The following is a 19,224-nucleotide window of genomic DNA, read 5'->3' on the forward strand; positions in this document are numbered from 1 at the left end:
TGATTTTAGGGAGTTACAAAGGTTGTGCGATGCGAAAGTCGGTGCGCCAGCCAGCGATGAGTGCCGGCAAACACCAGCGGCACGAACAGTAAAGTAGACACGGTGGCAAAGGCCAGGCCGCCTATCACCGCGCGGCCCAGCGGTGCGTTTTGTTCGGCGCCTTCGCCCCAGCCGACGGCCATCGGCAACATGCCGACGATCATCGCAAAGGCGGTCATCAGCACCGGTCTGAGCCGGGTAGCCGCTGCTTCCAACGCTGCCGTCACCGGCGGTACACCTTCTGCCAGACGGGTGCGGGCAAACGACACCAATAAAATGCTATTGGCGGTGACCACGCCCATGGCCATGATGCTGCCGGTCAAGGCCGGGATACTCAAAGTGGTGCCGGTCAAAAACAAGGTCCAGGCGATGCCGGCCAGCGCGGCGGGCAGGGCGCTGACGATAATCAGCGGGTCCAGCCAGGATTGGAAATTGACTACCAGCAACAGATACAGCATCACAATTGCTACGGCCAAGCCGGCGCCCAAACCGGTAAACGAACTTTTCAGAGTTTCGATCTGGCCGCGCACGCTCAAATCGACGCCGCGCGGCAAATGGCTGCGGCTGTCGGCTACCAGCGTCTCGATTTTCCGGCTTACGGAACCCAGATCGCAGCCTTCAACGCTGGCGTAAATATCGAACACATTATTGGCGTTGTAATGCGTTACCGCGACCGGTAATACGGTGCGTTTCAATTTGACCAGATTGCCCAGTAATTGCGGTTGGCCGTTACCGCCGCCCACCGGCGTGCGCATCAAGGCGTCCAGATTGTCCAAGTCCAGCGGATTACCCATCACGCCGATATTAACCGAGTTACCGTTGGCCGGATTTAGCCAGAACGACGGCGCGGTCTGCATGCTGCCGCTCAGGGTCAGCAACAGGTTTTGCGCCAGATCGCGGGCCGACAAACCCAGTTGCTGTAATTGCTGGCGATTCATTTCCAAGTCCAATGCCGGCCGGTTCATTCGCTGGTAAATATGTGCATCGACGATGCCGGGAATTTGCCGCAAGCGATTTTGCAAGGCGATGACCTGCGGCATCACCTCGTCCGGCTTGCCGCCGATGAACTGGATGTCGATAGGCGCCGGTACACCGAAGTTCAGGGTCTGGCTAACCTGGTCGGCAGGTTGGAAGAAAAATTCCAGGCCGGGAAATTGTCCGGGCAGTTCTGCGCGCAGGCGCTTGATATAGTCGGCGCTGGGCGCGTGGTCGCCCGGACGCAGTGAAATCATGATCTCGGTGTCGGCGGTTTCCACGGTGCCGGAATTGCCGAACAAGGTGTTACGGGTGCTGTAGGGGCCGCCGATGATGTCGAGCAGATCGGCGATTTCTTCGGCGGGAATGATGCCGCGAATGACTTTTTCCACCGCATCGATGTGTTGCGGCATCTCCTCAATGCGGGTGCCGGAAGGCGCACGGACATGCAGGCGAATCTGCCCGGCGTCCACCGCCGGAAACAAATCTTCTCCCAATAGCGGCACTAAACCCAGCGATGCCAGGCAAAAGCCTAAAATCGCCGAGCTGTAACGCAAACGGTGTTTCAGCAAGTGGCTGGCCAGGATCAGATAGTGGCCGCGAAACTGTTCGAAGCCGCGCTCGAAGGCGTGATGCAGACGTTGAAAGCCCCGTGCTAGCGCGTTGGTCGGCGGTGCATCGGTATGGCCGTGATGGCCGGACATGACATACATCGCCAGCGTCGGCACCAAGGTCCGCGATAACACATAAGAGGCCAACATCGCGAACACCACCGCTTCCGCCATCGGCACAAACAGGCTACGGGCCACGCCGGACAGGAAAAACATCGGTACGAACACGATGCAGATGCAAAGCGTGGAGACCAGCGCCGGCATCGCGATTTCCGCGGCTCCGTCCAGGATGGCTTGATGGGGGTTCTTGCCCAGCAGCATTTGCCGCTCGATGTTTTCGATTTCCACGGTGGCGTCGTCCACCAAAATCCCCACCGCCAAGGCCAGGCCACCCATCGTCATTAGATTGATGGTTTCGCCGACAAGATACAAGGCAATTAGCGAGCACATGATAGACAACGGTATCGATACCGCGATGATGCAGGTGGTGCGCCAGTTGCCCAGAAACAGCAAGATCATTGCGGCGGTTAAGCCGGCGGCGATCAATGCTTCGTGCAGCACGTTGCCGATGGCGGCTTTCACGAACAGCGATTGGTCGAACATTAGCCGCATGTTGATGCCTTCCGGCATTAGGTCGAGCATTTTCGGAATGGTTTGCCGGACGTGTTCAACCACTTCCAGCGTCGAGGTGCGACCGACCTTGAAGATCGAAGTCAATATGCCACGCTCGCCGTTTTGCCGGGCAATGGTCGTAACCGGTGCGGCGCCGTCGCGCACCGTTGCCACGTCGCGGACCAGCGTTGTTACGCCGTTCACGGTGCGGACCGGCAGGTCGGCGAGCCGGGGTATCGCCGCCACCGCGCCATTCAGGCTGACGTCGTATTCGTTGGTGCCGATTTTTACGGTGCCGGTGGGCAGGATCAGGTTTTGCGCGGCCAGGGTATCGTTTAAATCGGCGGGCGACAGGCCGCGCGCCAACAGGGCCGCGGCGTCGACATCCAGCGTAATCTGCCGGCTTTTCGCGCCGAACGGATTCGTCATCGCTACGCCGGGTTTGGATTGCAATGCGGTTCTGGCGATATTATTCACCAGATCGTTGACATCGGTTTCCGGGACGACGCTACTGGAAATGCCCAACTGCACCAACGGCAGATCGGCCGCCGAATATTGAATGACTTGCGGCGGTGCCACATTGGTCGGCAGCGAGCGGTAAACCGAGTTGCTGCTGGACATCACCTGGGCGATGGCGGTGCGGATGTCCGTGCCGGGGTGGAAAAATACTTTAACCACCGCCGCCCCGCCGTAAGACAAAGATTCACTGTGTTCAATGCCGTCGATCAAGGCCATGGAGCGCTCGACCGTGGTGGTTAAGCGGTCGGCTATTTCCTTGGCGGTCATCCCGTTGTATTGCCAGAGCATCGCTACCACCGGAATATCGATGGTTGGGAAAATATCGGTGGGCATTTTCCGCAACACATAGGGTGTAGACAATAGAATCAACAGCGCCGCCACAATAAAGGTATAGGGGCGGCGTAAAGCAATATTAACGATCCACATGGATTTCTCGGGAGATCCGATTGGTTAGCGAGGTCTGGCCGGTTTTAAAACTAGCGTTTATCCGGCAAAGGCAATTTAGTGCTTGTCCTAAGCAAGTGCTGTTCCAAACAATCTCCACCGGTTTTTCCAAGCATAGTGTCCTGCATGGGCTTGAGCTTACGTGAGAATCAGCAGCATAATTTTTGCCGGGCAAATGTTCCAAGCTGTTGGTGTGCAAACAGGCGGCGATCAATAGCTGTTGCTATGGCAGCAGGGCGCGGGTCTAAGCGCGTTCGCCTGAGAACAGCAAGCCGGCGTATCAGGCTTTGGTGCGGTCAGCTTTGCCTATCAAATCACCGGATAATTCTTCCTGATAGAGTTGGGTAATCGCCTTGGCCTCTTCAGCTTCTTCACTTTCCTTTACCGCTGTACGAAATCCCTTGATCGCATCGCCCAAGTCGGCGCCGACATTCTTCAAGCGCTTGGTGCCGAACACCAAGACCACAATCGCTAAAACTACTAATAGGTGGGGAATGCTCAAGCCCATGTTTTGCTCCAAAGTTGAAAGTTGCGGATATTAGATTAAGTCGCTTAATGAGTTTGACTTAGCCTTCTCACGGCGGTCTTCAGCAAGATAAGGGCCAATCTGCCGAGTGAGCACTGGAATAAGCCTAAGTGCCGCTGTGTTCCTGGCATATCAACAACACTGGTTTTAGTTACCGAGTATGGAGGCAGGCGGGTCAACGGCAACTATCCCAAAAAATGCTGATCTACCAGCATTGAATCAGCAAATGCTGCTGGTATACGAACAGGCTGCAACATAGTGGGCATGTTTAAGCAGCGATTTTGGCTGACCGGGCTTGTTGAAAAAGCCCAAGTTCATTGGATTAGCGCGAAAAAACGCAATGTCCGGCCAGTAAAATGCAGGCCTATGAAAATATGTTGAAATATCAACACTAAATCAGCAGATTATGTTGCTGTGGCAACATTTGGGTTTCGCAAAAACCTGTAATCCTTTATGATGTGCTGAAAACACGAAGTGGCATGAACCATGCTTAGAGCCTGGTATCTCGCTGTTATTTTCCGAGCATTTTGTCTCCATAACATCCACTTCTGCTGACCGGATCGCCGGAAGCCAGTGTGTCCCCAAAGGACTGCTGGCTTTTTTTTGGTCTGTGCTCGGCGCTGGTGCCGATGTGTAGGCTGACTTTCGGCACGGTAAGGCTGATTTTTGTTTGGCGTTGGCGTATCGGCAGTTGATTTGCGATGCCGCTGACGAATCACTATTTTTGACATCTTAGGAAAAGAGTTTTCATGGAACAATTTTTGAGTGGCGGCATCGTTGCTCGCAGTAAAGGGGAAACCGTATGACATTATTGGCATTTGACGAATTGCAATTACGACAGCTGTCGCACACGGTGCGAGCCACAGCGATGGTGTTCGAGGATCCGGTTTCACGAAAACTGTTGGAGCACATCGAGCGGATCGCGCCTAGCGATGCGACAGTGCTGATCATCGGTGAGACCGGCACCGGCAAGGAATTGGTCGCCAGACATGTGCATGCACTGAGCAAGCGCGCCAAAGGACCGTTCGGGGCTCTGAATTGCGCGGCACTCAGTGAAAACCTGATCGAAAGCGAATTGTTCGGCCACGAAAAAGGCGCTTTCACCGGCGCTTTAAATACCAAAGAAGGTTGGTTCGAAACCGCCAATAAAGGCAGTTTGTTTTTGGACGAAGTCGGCGATTTACCGCTGGGCTTGCAAGCGAAATTATTGCGGGTATTGCAGGAAAGGGAAGTGGTCAAGGTGGGTTCGCGCACGCCGTCGCCGGTGGATGTTCGAGTCATCGCCGCTACCAATGTTAATTTGGAAGAAGCGGTGGCGGCGTCGCATTTTCGCGCCGATCTGTATTACCGTTTTAATGTGGCGGCGATTCATTTGGCACCGTTGCGGGAACGTCCGGGCGACATTTTGCCTTTGGCCAGGCACTTTCTGAAAGTCTACGGCGACCGCCTGGGCTACGGCGAAATCAAATTATCGCCATCCACCGAGTTGGCCTTGTTAAATTACGATTGGCCCGGCAACATTCGTGAGTTGGAAAATGCCGTGCATAGAGCATTGTTGGTCTGCCCCGGCAATCGCTTGCGTCCGGAGGACTTTAAGTTATCCGGTGTGCGAGCTTCGCAGACCGGACCGACAGTTTCCACTTCGTCGCTGGAGAGTTCGCTACTACGTTTGTGCGAACAAGCGCCGCCTAAGTTATTCGATATTATCGAAGAAACCGTGATTCGTACGGCGTTCGAGTTTTGCGAAGAAAACCAGGTGCAAACCGCGCGCTTGCTGGATATAAGCCGCAATGTCCTACGGCACAAACTAGGCTTGTATGGCATGTTGGCCAATGGTCAGAGAAAATTGGCCGTCGCCTACGAAGAAAGCGAAGAGTAATCTTAGACAGCTCGCCGATGGCGAGCTGCCTGCTATTTTGCAGGGGCCGGGGTAGACGTAGCCGGGCCTATGCCGACAATCTGCAGAATCGTGTCTTCGTCTTTGGCACCGTCATAATGGATTTCGTTGCCGTAGTGGGTGACGAAGCTGCCCGCCGGCACCGCTTGCAAATGCGTCGGATCATAATCCGTGCCGGTGCCTACCCACCATGTTCCTGAAATCACGGTTATGAAACGGTCGTTCGGGTGTGAATGCGGCTTGCTATTGTGATGAGCCTTCCACTTGTTCAGTACGACATACAGGCCTGGCTTGCTGGGATCGCCTACCAATACCGCGCTCTCCGAGCCGCTGGGGTTTGCCACCCAATTAATCTGCTCGGGCAGTTTGATGTTGATGGCTTTGGGGTCGAGTTCCAAAGCTGCCGCCGAGCTATACGCGCAGCATAGCGCGACCGTCAAGATCGGTAGCGATAACGTTGGTCGAATAGGTTTACCTAACATCTTAGTCTCCAAATTATAGGGTGTTCGTGCCATGGGTTTCGGGGTATCCGGTTGTGGAGTGTCCGTTCCGTTAAACTTAATGGTAGTAACCCGTCTACCAAACATCACGACCGGATACCCCGAAACCCATGGTTTTAAAATTGCATACCGCGTACCTGGGTTTTTACCAAGTTGTTTTAGGGTTTGTTACTGGCTATCGGTAGTCGAAATTTGCTCAAATCAGGCGCACTGACCGGATTTTCACTATGCGGTGTGCCGGCCGGTACCCAATCGTAAGGCACCGGTTGGCCGCGATATACCGAGTTGTTGGCGGTGGCCCGGCCGGTCAAAGCATCCTTACCGGTACGAAAATACGGATTGATATATTCCCAGACTATGTCGCCGTCGGTTGTCACTTGAAATAAGCGTCCACTCTGGCCCTCGTCTATAAAAGTATTCCCGTTAGGCAAGCGGCGGGCAGCGCTGATATGGGTGCTACGAAACGACCAACTGGGGCCGCCCGAGCTCTCGCCTGTGTACTGCCAGACAATTTCTTTCTTGATCGGATCTATCTCCAATACGCGCGAACCACCGGTACGCGGCACGGGAGCGGGCGGATAACCGGCGATGCCTTGATTGTCGAACACTAATAAATTCCCGGCGCCGGGTAAGCCTTCCGGAATGATATGCGCATCGTGCTGGGCACTGATTTGATCGACCGGGCGCGGCACCTTGCGGGCTTGTTGTTCTTCAATGGACGCGGCTGGGTAGTGCGGCCCCAGGTTCCAGACCACTTTGCCGGTCTTTCTATCAATGATGATGATGAAATTGGCGTTACGCGCGTCGATCAACAAATTATCCGGATGAAAGCGCTGGTCGCCGGCGGCATACCAATGATTTGGGCCAACTACTTTCAGATTGTTGACATGCAGGTAGTCGGCGATTTCGGCGTTCCTGACCAATTTAAGTTCTGCCGGCGTAAAGCCAAATTCATTAAGATGTTCCGAGGCAATCCACTTCCAGACGACTTCGCCAGCCGGATTGACCTCGTAAATCACATCGTCCAAAACCTGCGCTTGCTTAAACCCCTTAACCGGATGTACCAGATTAGCCAACACCACCGTATTGCCGTTGGGCAATCTGGCCCAGTCATGATGTTGTTGCGCCGCGCCGCCGGGGGCTTTGTCGCCAAAACGCCAGACGGTTTTGCCGTCCCAATCCAGCTCGGCAATGGTTTTGGTGATTTTCTTGCTGACTTGGCCGGGTACCAGGTCTGTGCCTTTGCCTTCGGTGGTTTCCTGCGTCACAAACACATGTCCCAGTTTGCCGCCGGTCAATGCCGGGTTGATTAAGGTGCTGTGGCTGGCGGCATCCGGCCATTCGTGTACGGAGTTTCCGTTTAAATCGATCAAATGCGCGATGTTGTCGCCGCCGCTGAACAAAACAAATGAGTTGTAGGCTTTGCTGGGATCGTAGCGCGTGGTACCAGTGGGAAAAACACTCGGTCCGGATAATGCCGAGACGCTGAGGGCCGTGCCTAACGCAATCAACGTGGCTTGTTGCCAAGCCTGGTTTTTGCGCGATGCCCGGTTCTTTTTGCCTCCCTGCGCGCTTGCGGAGGGTCTGATTTGTGTCATTTTTTATTCCTTTATATAGGGGTGTTTGCTATTGCTTTTGGTGTTAAGCAATGATCAAGCCAATATGTTGTTTTATCCGGGTTGCTCCCCAAATATCTGACCGCAAAAAGCCATAAGCTATACAAGGGCCGGTATTTCAAGGCTTTGTCATTAGCACGCCAGTGCTCACGCGCGGTATTTTTCCAGTAAGCCTTAGGGTAAACGGCAGAGGGGGTCGATGGATTTGGCCAAACTTGTTGAGCCAAGTGCAGGCCATCAGCAAAAAGTATTTCCAATTCAGCAGACGTCTTTCAGTCGATCAGCAATGCTCGTTCAGCCTAACAGCAAAGGCCGTTCATGTCGCCAGCAGTAATTGTTTGAGTTTCAGCAGCGTTTGATAAAAACAGCGCGTGAATTGGCTGTTAATATTTCCGGTTGATCACGAGTAATTAATTTAAATGTTCATATAAAACAGTATTTTATAAATATATTTTCCGGGATTATTTCCCTTCAATGCGCATTTAATATTGCTGGCATGCCTATTGCAAAAACGATGTTAAAGCCGGATATGGTTTTAGACGGCACAGTATTAGCGTTAGTTTTTATCGATTTTTTTAACATTCGTTTAGGTGACACAGTGAGCGATAAATTAACAAGTGCTTTTTCAATAAGCGCTACTCGACAGGATGGGGTTCCTCAAGCAATCAGTGCGCGACGTAGATTATCGACCTGCGTCGCAATGGCTATCGCCGGTGTGTCCATGGCGTCTGCAGTCGATGTGGAAGCCGCACCGAAAAAAAACAGCAAAACCAAAACCGTCAACAGCAAAGCGGTCAGCGATTTGGAAGCGGAAAATCAAGCTTTGCGTCAGCAGCTTGCCGCCGCCAAACAACGAGAATTGGAGTTTATCAAGAAAGGCGCAGCGGGCACCGCAGCTGCCGGAACTACTAATGCCGGTGCACCAATCGCGGAAACAGTTGCCGCGCCGAACGAAGCGCAGGCAACCGAGTTAGCCCAGAACGATGACGATCAAAAAGCGGATTTGGGCGAAGTGGTAGTAAAGGCCAAACCCAAATTGGCGAAATTACACGAAGTCGCGCAATCGGTATCGGTAGTATCCGGCACCGAACTTAATCGGGAACTGTCCAGGGACTTGGGCGACATCACCCGCCGCGCGTCCAACGTGCAATTCAATCAAAACAATACCCGCGGCGCCTCGCTATCGGTGCGCGGTTTGGGGAAAAGAAGTTTTACGGAAACCCAGGATCCCAGCGTCGGCGTGACGGTGGACGGTGTACCGTATGCCTTGACGCAGTTGGCTAACTTCAGTTTTTACGACGTGGAAGCGGTGGAAGTCACGCGCGGGCCGCGCGGTACCGAGGGCGGCTTGGCCGCAAGCTCGGGTAAAGTGAACGTCACCTCCAAATTGCCGACATTCGCGCCGACAGCGGAATTGTCCGCCGCTTATGGGCAACGGGAGTCCTTGATATTGCAAGGTGCTTTGGGCGGGACGGTGATCGATAATTTTCTGGCCTGGCGTGGATCATTCATCGTCGATAAGGCGCGGGGTTTTTATGAAAACGAATACGACAGAAACTACACACTATATAACCGCGATCGCCTGAGCGGGCGCGCGCAGTTGCTGTTTACCCCAACCTCAAACTTAACGGCACGCTTTATCGCCGACTTCGAGCCGAAGCAACCACAGGTACAAAACGGTTTGACCTTCTATCATGATCAGCCTTTTCGGTTTGCCGACGGTAGTCTCACGGATAGAAACGGCACATCCGCCTACTCCAAACTCAATGGCTATTTCAGTCATAGCAACCAATTTGCGCTGACCGATACCACCAGTCCGGGGGCGATCAGCGCCGTCGGTTCAAGAGCGGCGGCCGGCCAGTACTTTGCCAACAGAGGGTTTACCTATAACGATTATATCGGCGGCGAACAACGCGGCACCGTCTGGTTCGATCAAAACAAAGGCCAAACCGTCAATAACCAGGGCGCAGCGGCGTTAATCGACTGGGAAGTCGGCAATCATGTGTTGAGCTCCAGAACCGGGGTGCGCGAATATCGCTTTGATGCGCACAACGACGAAGGTACGCCGTTTGACATCAGCGTCGATGGCGGCGGCGGGGTTAAATACAATCAATGGACGCAGGAATTTAAAATCGTCAACAAACCGGGCGGCTTTTTGGATTACAAGGCCGGCGTGATCGGTTTGTGGACCAAGGATAATGTGGACTCGAAAGCCGGCTGGGGCGCCGACGCCGGGGCCTGGTTTGCCACCAACGGCCAGTACAATGCTTTATATAGAAACGCCGGCACCAATCGCGGCGCCGGCGAGGCTATCCTGAAAGACCTGTTGCAGGATGCGCGCACCTTCGAGTCTACCGAGATTCGTACCCAATCCGGTGCCATATACGGCGAATCGGATTTGCACTTTACCGACAATTTCACCCTTACCGCCGGGGTACGCGCCACGCATGAAGACCGTACGTCGCGCAACTTTAAGAACATTGCCAGAAATGGCGTTGGTGGCGCCTTTAATCCAGTGGCGGTGCGTGATGTGGCCACCGGCGGTTTTAATTCCGATACGGCGCAGTCGTTTACCGTCGATCAGGATGGCGACGGGGTGATCGACAAAAATCCCGATGGGTCCAATAAAACAGTGACCAACACCTTCTACGGATCGACAAGCAATTACGGAAAACTCAACGCTGCGCAAACCGGCGTGGTAGCCGGCGATACTGTGGTGAACAGCGCCGAGCAAACCGCGCTGGCCGACTCCTTGGCGGCTCGATACTTTGGCGGCTCCAGCTATTCGGCGTTGACCGCCGCGCAAAAAACCATGGTCGCCAATGCCAAAACCTTGCGTGCCTCGCAAATCGGCCGTTTGAATCAAACCGTCGAGGATAACTACCGGGATGTACTGTATACCGCGCAATTGACGCCCAGCTACAAAATCAATGAAGACCTGACGACGTATTTGTCCTGGCAATACGGCGAGAAATCGGGATCGATTGCGCCGGTCAACGGTCTGCCGTTCACCGTCAAACCGGAAGAAACTCATGCCCTAGAGCTCGGTTTTAAATCCTTTTGGCTGGATAAGTCGGTGGTGCTTAATGTCGATGCGTTTGTCATGGATATTAAGAACTACCAGCAAGCGGTTCAGGTGGTGGACCAATTCCAAACCGAAGTCAACCTGGCGCCCGGTGGTTCCGGCCTGACAGCCTACGCCACGACGCAAGGCAACGTCGGTCGGGTGCGGGTGCACGGCGTGGAGTTGGACAGCGTGATCAACACCATTCCCGATTTGTCGATCCGTTTCAACGGCGCCTATAACGTTGCCGAATATCTGGATTACAAAAATGCACCTAAACCCGATGAGCTGGGTTATCTGACCGGGGATTACGTCGATATGACCGGCCAGTATCTACCCGGTGCTTCCAAATGGAACTTTAACGTCGGTGCCGAATATTCCAAGCCGATTTTCGAGAGCAAATACATAGCGCACACCAGCTTTAATACCAACTACCAAACCGAGTTCAATAATAGCGATACCTTATCGGCCTACGGTTGGGTAGAGGATAGAGCCAGAACGGACGCGGCGATCGGTATCGGTACCCGCGACAAGCACTGGGACTTGAGCCTGATCGGTAAAAACATCTTCAACGATAGAAATCACGAAATTGGCTGGAATTCCTATGCGCCGGATCCTTATCCGCGTTGGTTCGGTATTCAGCTAAGCGGGAAAATTTAAGATGGTAGGTTGACCAAAAAACACGCTTGACACCAGTTCGTAACCTGGAAATGAAACTGTTGATTGGCGGGCAGTTAGTCAGCAAAGGCTGATGACCTTTCAACAGTTTTTCAGCTGGCGGCGTTCTCATGATGTTAGCAAGATAGATAAATTGGGTCTTAAAGTTAGTTATTAAATTCAATTGTTTAAATCTAATTAATGGATGGCTAGGCGGATGTTTATCATCCTGTGGCACGGTCGTTGCGTTGAGCGTTACAGAAAGTTCGAATCGCGGGCGTCGTCGTGGCGTTGGCTCGAATTGGTTTTTGTAACATTCGCATAGGTGAGATCGTGAAGGAAAATTTAATTGGGAGTCTGTCGGCAGACAACATTGAATCGGTGAAAGTGCCGCTGCACATTAGCAATCGGCGCGGTTTGTCGGTATGTGTGGCAATGGCTATTGCGGGTGGTTCAATGCTGATTGCTAGCGATGCGACCGCCCAAACGGCGCCGGTTAAAAAAAGCGCGAAAAAGACCGGTAATAAAGCGGTTGCCGATACCAAAGTGAACGATTTACAAGCACAGGTTGAACGCTTGAGCCGGGAATTGGAAGCCTCAAAACGGCGTGAGCAGGATTTACTTAAAAGAGGCGTGGCGGCCGCGCCGGCGCCTGCTGTTAACGATCCGGCTGCGCAAGCCAGCCAGGAGCCGGACAATGTCGTAGCCGCCGCTGAGCCGGAGCCGGAAGAAAAGGCCGACGAGCCGCAAAACCTGTCGGAAGTGGTCGTAACGTCTCGGCGTAAGGAAGAGAAGTTGCAGGAGGTACCGATTCCGGTGGCGGTAATCAATCGGGAAACGCTGGAGAGGGATAACGTGGTGTCGGTACAAGATTTTTCCCGGCGTGCGCCTAACTTGGGTGTGACCTCGGCCAACGCCCGGCAAACCAGTATTGCTTTGCGGGGTTTGGGCAAAAACAGCGGTAACGAATCCATGGAGCCCAGTGTTGGCGTGATGGTGGATAACGTCTGGCGGGCATGGGCAGGGGCGGCGTGGGCCAACTTTGCCGATTTGGATCAAGTGGAAGTGTTGCGTGGTCCGCAAGGTACGCTGCAAGGTAAAAACAGCAACCTGGGTTTGCTGAACATTACCACTAAAGCGCCTTCATTCAAGAACAGTTATTACGTGGATGGCTTCGCGGGGGATAGGGATACCCTGCAAGGCAAATTCGGCGCTACCGGTACCATCTTGCCGGGTTTGTTGGCGTATCGCGCTTCCGGGTTTATCGATAAGCGCGACGGCTTTGTGAAAAATTTGGATGTGCATCGCAGTGAGGGGGATTTAGGCGAAACCAATGCGTTGGGTGGGCGTTTACAGTTTCTGTTTACGCCGAGCGAAGATTTGAGCGCGCGGGTGATTGTCGATAAAACTGCCTCGACTCAAACCATGAGCGTGCAACCCCTCATCGCCGATCCTACGCGCTTTGACGATGGCACCCTGCGAACCACGACCTTCAGTTCGCGGTTGGCCAGGGATTGGTTCAATACACTGCGAACCAATGGCCAACCGGTGACCGTGATTGGTGATCCCAGAGCGATGGCGAACAACGAAAGGCGCCAATCGCGCGGCGATGGTTCCGGGGTGTCGGCGGAAATCAACTGGGATGTGGCAGGACATCGGTTGACCTCGATTTCCGCTTATCGGGATGCGTTGTTTGAACCTAATCATGATGGCGAGTCAAGTACCGCAGACGTTGAACGGATTTCCGGTTGGACTGTTAAAAATGAGCAATGGTCGCAGGAGCTCAGATTGGCGTCTAAAGACCCTGGACCCATCGATTACCAGTTCGGGGTGTTTGCGATGCGTGCTATCGCCAATACCTTTAATCAACGCCTTTTTGGGGTGGATGCCGGCGCGTTCCATGCCAGCAATAGCCAGTACGCGCTGTTGAATGCCAGCCCGGCGTCCCGGCAATTATTGGCGGCGTCCATGCGCGATACCATGTTGACGCAAAACGTGGTGCCTGCCACCGATAGCTATGCCGGCTACGGTCAGATCAACTGGCATGTCACCGATGATGCGACCTTGACCTTAGGCTTGCGCAATACCTTTGAACGTCGGGAAAACACCGGTTATAGCCGGAATTTGGGCGGTGTGGATTTAGATGCTTTGGGTGCCTCCGTGGGTGCCAATGCCGCGCAGATTGCTGCGGCCAAGGCTATTCGCAGTAACCGTCTGGGTCCGGAATGGGATGCTCCGCGGCAAGGTTTCGATCAGAATTCGCAAAACTGGTTGATTAACCCCAGTTACAAAGTGAATAAAGATTTGATGGTCTACGGTTCAGTGGCCGGCGGTCAAAAATCCGGGGCGGCGCAGTTCAACTTTAACACTGGGGCTACGGAAAACGTCAAACCGGAAGACGTGATGGACTACGAATTTGGTTTCAAGAGCACTTTGCTGGATCGCAAGCTGGTATTCAACGTCAACTTGTACCAAACCGATATTCAAAGTTATCAATCGCAGCTGGTGGCGGCTGACCCATTGCGGGCCGGTCAATTCTTGACGCAACTGGGCAATATCGGCGGTATTCAATTACGCGGTATCGAATTGGAAACCAATTGGGATATTACCCAAGGTTTGAATGTGTTCCTGAACGGCTCGTATAACAAAGCCATTTACACCGACTTTGCCAACGCGCCTTGCCCACCAGAAGCGAATAACACCGGATATTGCGATCAAACCGGCAAAACCATCCCGAACGCGCCGGCGTTTACTGCTAACTACGGGATAGATTACCGGGCGCCTTTAACCTTTGGTTACGGTAACGACTACGGTTTGCAATGGCATGCGTATTTGATCGACAGCTTTAAATCCGCAGCTAACTATAACGCCAGTTTGTCGCGCTATGGCAAGCAGGACGCCTATCACGTCACCGATGGCGGGATTGGATTGGGTACTAAAAATGGCAAGTACAACCTGGACTTGGTGGGTAGAAACATTTTCGACACGATCTACTTTACCAATGCCAGTAACTTTTCCGGTACCGGCGCGGCGAGTGCTTCATTCGGCGATGCGCGTTACTACGGGGTGCACTTTAGAGCCAAGTTCTAATTGTTACACGCGCCGGACGGCCAGAATGCCGTCCGGCAAACTGATTTATCGAAACATTTGCAAAGGAAATACTGATGTTATCTAAACACTTCTATTTACTGGGATTTAGCGCGTTGATTTATGCGGCGGCGGCCAGCGCCGACGACCCGGTTACCCCGGCAATTCCCGGCGTCGCCGCCGGCGGTGTGGTAGCCGAGCTGATCAAAGACGGCTTTAACGGGACCGAGGGACCTATTGGTTATAGTGACGGCAGTTTATTGTTCACCGAAACCCAAGCCAACAAAATCATACGGATCGGCACGGACGATAAAGTCTCGACGTTTCTGGAAAATTCCAACGGCGCCAACGGCCTGGCGTTAACGCCCGACGGTGACATCGTCGCGGTACAAACCGTCAAAACCAAGGTCGGCGTAGTCTATCCGGCCAACAAGAAAAATACCTTGGCCGAAAACTATCAAGGCACCGCATTTCAACGTCCTAACGATTTAGTGCGCGCCAGCAATGGCGGTATCTACTTTACCGATAGCGGCACCCGGCCGAGCAAGGACAATCCCAATCCGCCGCCGTCGCATCCCGGCGTGTTTTATATTTCACCCGGCGGCGAGCTTAAACAATTGGCGACCGACATTGAACGGCCCAACGGTATTCAATTAAGCAAGGACGAAAAAGTCTTGTACGTCGCCAATACCCAAGGCGAACACATCCTGGCTTACGATATTGCTGCGGACGGTTCGATTCAGAATCGGCGCAATTTCGCCAAACTGGAGGGTTGGAAAAAAGGCGAAGACGGCACGTGGTCCAGCGGTGCCGACGGTATTGCATTGGACGATGAAGGCCGGTTGTATGTTGCTTCCAACGCCGGTGTAGAAATCATCAGCGCTAAAGGTGAGAGCCTGGGCGTGATTCCATTACCCAAAAAGCCGCAGAACCTGGCCTTTGCGGGTGTGGACAAGAAAACCCTGTATGTCGTCGGTCGCGGCGCGGCTTACAAAATTCCGCTGCTCTCGGCAGGTATTAGCAGTCGGCCGAAATAGCCGATTTGACGGAGTATCTCAAACAGCCCTTAAAACGGGACTTAAGGGCCCCAAGCATTTCATCAAGCTCTCGTGGTGAGAACCTCTAACGGGCAAGGATTGATCCTTAGCCCGTTTTTTTTTGTCCGGCGTATTGGCTCGGCTCTTAGTGCCGAAGGTCGTGAAGTTACAGCGTTCCTGCTTGGCCTATCTGTACGTCTCCTTTCTTATAGACCCAAGCAACTTTATTAACGTCAACCGTAAATACCGCTCGTTTTTCCGCCGTTGACAGTATTGTCGAAGCGCCAAGCGCTTCAGGCTGCGACGAGCTCAGCCCGAACGGCGCGCCAAGGATCAATCCGGCCGGATCATTCAACGGTTGGTGTGGTGCTAGCCCAGCAACAGGGCATGTTGCGACCCTGCTGAATTTCCACCAGTTGCTTGGGCTGTGCTTGGGTGTTCAGGGATTTATCAAGCATTATCGAGAGTGGTTTGAAATAAATATCACGTGTTAAATCAATGATTAACAAGCTGGTGATGGTTTTTTATGGCGGATATTTTTCGAGTGGCATGCTAGTTGCTTTTTACCAAATGAGGAACCTTATTCAAGCGCGATAAACCGTGCAGTTAGCAACTAATAACAGGAAGACATAGCAATGAAAAACACGACCACAGCGGCTCTTTTGGCTCTGATCTTGGCGGCTCCGGTAGCGTTTGCCGCTGACGCGGACGCCGGTAAAAAAACCGAGGCGCCGGCCGCGCGGCCTTATACCTATAAAACCCCAAAATTGAATCGCGCGGAAATCGATGCCTTACTCGCCAAGCCTGAGCAAGTATTGTTTATCGATGTACGCCGTCCTGATGAGATCAGCAAGATCGGTACCTTTCCCGTCTATTTGAACGTACAGATCGATGAACTGGATAAGGCTTTGCCGTTTATCCCTAAAGAACGCTCCATAGTCACCGTGTCCAATCACGCCGGCCGTGCCGGTAAGTCTGCCGATTTGCTGGCTGAAAAGGGTTTCAAAGTAGTAGGCGCGATAGGTTCGCAAAACTATGAAGAAGAGGGCGGCAAGATTACCAAAATCGTCCCGCCTGCGCCTAAGCCCGAAGAGCATGCCAAAGAGCAAGAGCACAGAAAAGGCCATAAGCATAAAGGTTAATTTCCGAATGAGGTTGGGTTTAAGCCCCGGCTTCGTTCCATCAAGCTGTCATTTTGGAGGAATTCAATGAAAATAAAACTATATTGCGCGGTGGTCTGGGGGCTGGCACTTGCGCTCTCCGACGCTGCTCAGGCCGCCGAAGAAAAACCGGCCACCGAAGCCGCTGCTCCAGCCGGACAGTCCAAATCCAAACTCTGGTCATATCAACCGGTTAAGGCGCCTGCCGTGCCTGAGGTACAGCAGAAAGATTGGGTCAGAACCCCTATTGATGCGTTTGTGTTGGCACCGCTGGAAGCGAAAGGTATCAAGCCCTCACAGGATACCGACCGGGCGTCGTTCATCCGCCGGGCTACGCTGGATGTGTGGGGTGTCATTCCCACCCCGGAAGAAGTCGATTCGTTTGTTAATGATAAATCGCCTGATGCCTACGAAAAATTGGCGGACCGTTTGTTGGCTTCGCCGAAATACGGCGAGCGCCAAGGGCGTAAATGGCTGGATTTGGCGCGTTATGCCGACAGTACCGGTTTTCAAAACGATAACGACCGCTTGAACATGTGGCGTTACCGCGATTACGTGATCAATTCATTTAATCAGGACAAGCCATACAGCAGATTTATTCAGGAACAATTGGCCGGCGACGAATTGTGGCCGGGCGACGAACAAGCCTTGGTGGCCACCGGCTTCATGGCGCAATTCCCGGACAACAGCAACTCCCGCGACTTGGTGCAACGCAAATACCAAATCACCACGGATATTACCGATACCGTGGGCAAGGTAGTGCTGGGTCAAACCGTGGAGTGCGCGCGGTGCCATAACCACAAGTTCGACAAGATCAGTCAGAAAGATTATTTCTCGCTACAGTCGTTCTTTGCCAACATCGCGCCGGTAGACAATATCCCTGCGAAGAAAGGTGAGGTGGAAAAAGCCTACGAACAACAGTACGCCAAATGGGAAGAGGCGACTAAAGAGATTCGCGCTAAGAAAAAAGCCATTATCGATACGCATAGGGAAGAGGCACTTAAATATCACAAGGAACGTTATTTGACCGACTCGCGGGAAGCGATCTTCAAGCCTAAAGAGCAATGGAACGCTCGCGACCGTTGGGTTAACCATCGTTTGGCTAATGTGACCGACGAAGGCAGTTTGGAATCGTATTTCCGGGAAAAAGGCGAAAGTACCGATGCTAAAACGCGCGATCCAAAGATTGCCGAGCAATGGGCCGAGTTGGAAAAACTGGATAAAGAACTTAAAAAATTCAACGATCTGAAACCTACCACGTCTTCCAATACCATTTCGGCGATGACCGAACTGGGCCATCCGGATGCGCCGCCTAGCTATGTGTTTGCGGTGGGCGATCACGAAAAACCATTGGAAGAAGTGCAACCGGCTTTCCCGGAAGCGATTACCGACGAAAAACCGGACATCAAACCGTTGCCGTTTTCATCCGGTCGCCGTTCAGCGCTGGCTAAATGGATTACCAGCCCGACCAATCCTTTGACCGCTCGGGTATTTACCAACCGGATTTGGGATCAATATTTCGGTAAAGGTATCGTGACCACCGTCAGCGATTTCGGTAAAGCCGGTCAAAAACCGACGCATCCCGAGTTGCTGGATTACCTGGCCTCTAAATTCGTCAACGACGGCTGGAGCGTGAAAAAACTGCACCGCGAGATACTGTTGTCCAGCGTTTATCGCCAATCCTCGGATTACCGCGAAGATGTGGCCAAAGCCGACGGCGAAAACCAATGGCTGGCAGTGTTTCCGCGCCAACGTTTGGAAGCGGAGCAGGTCAGGGATTCCTTGTTAGCCGCTGCTGGCAAATTGGAAGAAAAAGTAGGTGGACCTAGCGTGTACCCGCCGTTGCCCAAAGCGATTAACACCGCCAGCGGTAACTTCCAAGGCGATCCGGCCTGGAAAACCTCCAAGGATGTGCACGATCAGAACCGTCGCAGTTTGTACATCTTTACCCGGCGCAGTATTCCGTATCCGATCCTGGACTCCTTCAACATGGCGTCGCCGCAGGAAGCGCACAGCAAACGCGAGGTTACCACCACGCCGTTGCAAGCCCTGACTCTGTACAACAGCGAGCTGATATTCGACTGGTCTAAATCCTTGGCTGGTCGGGTGATCAACGAAGCGGGTGAAGACGAAGAAGATCGCATCAGCAGACTGTATCAAATCTTGTTTGCACGGCAACCGAAGGACGATGAGAAAGAGTCGTTGCAGGCCTTCTTGAATGAACAGGAAGCCATCATTCGCGCTAAGGCGGCGGATGGCAAATTTGAAGTGAACGTACCGGCCGGCGTTAAGGACAAGCCGCTGGGTGACCCTGTGAGAGCCGCTGCATTCGTGGATTTGGTCCACGTGGTAGCCAACTCCAACGAGTTCATCTACCGGTTTTAACGATACATACGACTCGGTTTAAGTGGGCGTTTGCCAAATCGGTAGGCGCCTTACCGGACCCGAAGCAGTTGCCGACACAAAATACTATTCAAGAG

At 53.1% G+C, this 19,224-nt stretch carries 10 protein-coding genes; 6 read left to right on the plus strand and 4 right to left on the minus strand.

Going from position 1 to position 19,224, the window contains the following annotated elements:
• Nucleotides 1-5: 5 nt before the first annotated feature.
• Both ACMXD4_RS10055 and tatA read right to left on the minus strand, forming a co-directional pair.
• Nucleotides 6-3,182, minus strand: a complete 3,177-nt coding sequence (locus ACMXD4_RS10055; protein WP_171695631.1) for an efflux RND transporter permease subunit — start codon at nt 3,180-3,182, stop codon at nt 6-8.
• 298 nt (nt 3,183-3,480) lie between these two features.
• A complete protein-coding gene (gene tatA, locus ACMXD4_RS10060) occupies nt 3,481-3,708 on the minus strand; it encodes a twin-arginine translocase TatA/TatE family subunit (protein ID WP_033156406.1) in 228 nt (75 codons plus the stop codon).
• An 820-nt stretch (nt 3,709-4,528) separates the two neighbouring features.
• Between tatA and ACMXD4_RS10065 the strand changes: the two genes are divergently transcribed.
• Complete coding sequence (locus ACMXD4_RS10065; protein ID WP_171695630.1) at nt 4,529-5,605, plus strand: sigma-54 interaction domain-containing protein; 1,077 nt, start codon at nt 4,529-4,531, stop codon at nt 5,603-5,605.
• 32 nt (nt 5,606-5,637) lie between these two features.
• Here the strand turns inward: ACMXD4_RS10065 and ACMXD4_RS10070 are convergent, their stop codons facing one another.
• Nucleotides 5,638-6,105 (minus strand): cupin domain-containing protein, encoded by a 468-nt coding sequence (locus tag ACMXD4_RS10070; RefSeq protein WP_171695629.1) that lies wholly within the window; start codon nt 6,103-6,105, stop codon nt 5,638-5,640.
• Between the two features lie 176 nt (nt 6,106-6,281).
• Nucleotides 6,282-7,721: an arylsulfotransferase family protein gene (locus ACMXD4_RS10075; RefSeq protein WP_415880665.1), complete on the minus strand. Its 1,440-nt coding sequence runs from the start codon at nt 7,719-7,721 to the stop codon at nt 6,282-6,284.
• 718 nt (nt 7,722-8,439) lie between these two features.
• On the opposite strand from ACMXD4_RS10075, the gene ACMXD4_RS10080 reads away from it, so the two are divergent.
• The 5 genes from ACMXD4_RS10080 to ACMXD4_RS10100 all read left to right on the plus strand — a co-directional run bounded on the left by ACMXD4_RS10080 (nt 8,440) and on the right by ACMXD4_RS10100 (nt 19,129).
• On the plus strand, nt 8,440-11,463 hold the full coding sequence (locus ACMXD4_RS10080) for a TonB-dependent receptor (protein WP_171695627.1): 3,024 nt from the start codon (nt 8,440-8,442) through the stop codon (nt 11,461-11,463).
• A gap of 330 nt (nt 11,464-11,793) precedes the next feature.
• Entirely contained in the window at nt 11,794-14,550 is a 2,757-nt protein-coding gene (locus ACMXD4_RS10085; protein ID WP_367650864.1) for a TonB-dependent receptor, read from the plus strand.
• A gap of 74 nt (nt 14,551-14,624) precedes the next feature.
• Nucleotides 14,625-15,584, plus strand: coding sequence for an SMP-30/gluconolactonase/LRE family protein (locus tag ACMXD4_RS10090; RefSeq protein WP_171695626.1), 960 nt, complete (start codon nt 14,625-14,627; stop codon nt 15,582-15,584).
• 635 nt (nt 15,585-16,219) lie between these two features.
• Complete coding sequence (locus tag ACMXD4_RS10095) at nt 16,220-16,726, plus strand: rhodanese-like domain-containing protein (protein WP_171695625.1); 507 nt, start codon at nt 16,220-16,222, stop codon at nt 16,724-16,726.
• Between the two features lie 66 nt (nt 16,727-16,792).
• Nucleotides 16,793-19,129, plus strand: a complete 2,337-nt coding sequence (locus tag ACMXD4_RS10100; RefSeq protein ID WP_171695624.1) for a DUF1549 and DUF1553 domain-containing protein — start codon at nt 16,793-16,795, stop codon at nt 19,127-19,129.
• Nucleotides 19,130-19,224 lie beyond the last annotated feature (95 nt).

Origin of the sequence: Methylomonas sp. TEB (genome assembly GCF_047777895.1) — a bacterium.
In the GTDB taxonomy this organism is placed as follows: domain Bacteria; phylum Pseudomonadota; class Gammaproteobacteria; order Methylococcales; family Methylomonadaceae; genus Methylomonas.

Excerpts from the sequence above, each read along its gene's own strand:
- ACMXD4_RS10075 (WP_415880665.1), bottom strand. The coding sequence starts at position 7,721 with ATGACACAAATCAGACCCTCCGCAAGCGCGCAGGGAGGCAAAAAGAAC.
- ACMXD4_RS10080 (WP_171695627.1), top strand. The coding sequence starts at position 8,440 with ATGGCTATCGCCGGTGTGTCCATGGCGTCTGCAGTCGATGTGGAAGCC.
- ACMXD4_RS10070 (WP_171695629.1), bottom strand. The coding sequence starts at position 6,105 with ATGTTAGGTAAACCTATTCGACCAACGTTATCGCTACCGATCTTGACG.
- tatA (WP_033156406.1), bottom strand. The coding sequence starts at position 3,708 with ATGGGCTTGAGCATTCCCCACCTATTAGTAGTTTTAGCGATTGTGGTC.
- ACMXD4_RS10095 (WP_171695625.1), top strand. The coding sequence starts at position 16,220 with ATGAAAAACACGACCACAGCGGCTCTTTTGGCTCTGATCTTGGCGGCT.
- ACMXD4_RS10090 (WP_171695626.1), top strand. The coding sequence starts at position 14,625 with ATGTTATCTAAACACTTCTATTTACTGGGATTTAGCGCGTTGATTTAT.
- ACMXD4_RS10065 (WP_171695630.1), top strand. The coding sequence starts at position 4,529 with ATGACATTATTGGCATTTGACGAATTGCAATTACGACAGCTGTCGCAC.
- ACMXD4_RS10100 (WP_171695624.1), top strand. The coding sequence starts at position 16,793 with ATGAAAATAAAACTATATTGCGCGGTGGTCTGGGGGCTGGCACTTGCG.
- ACMXD4_RS10055 (WP_171695631.1), bottom strand. The coding sequence starts at position 3,182 with ATGTGGATCGTTAATATTGCTTTACGCCGCCCCTATACCTTTATTGTG.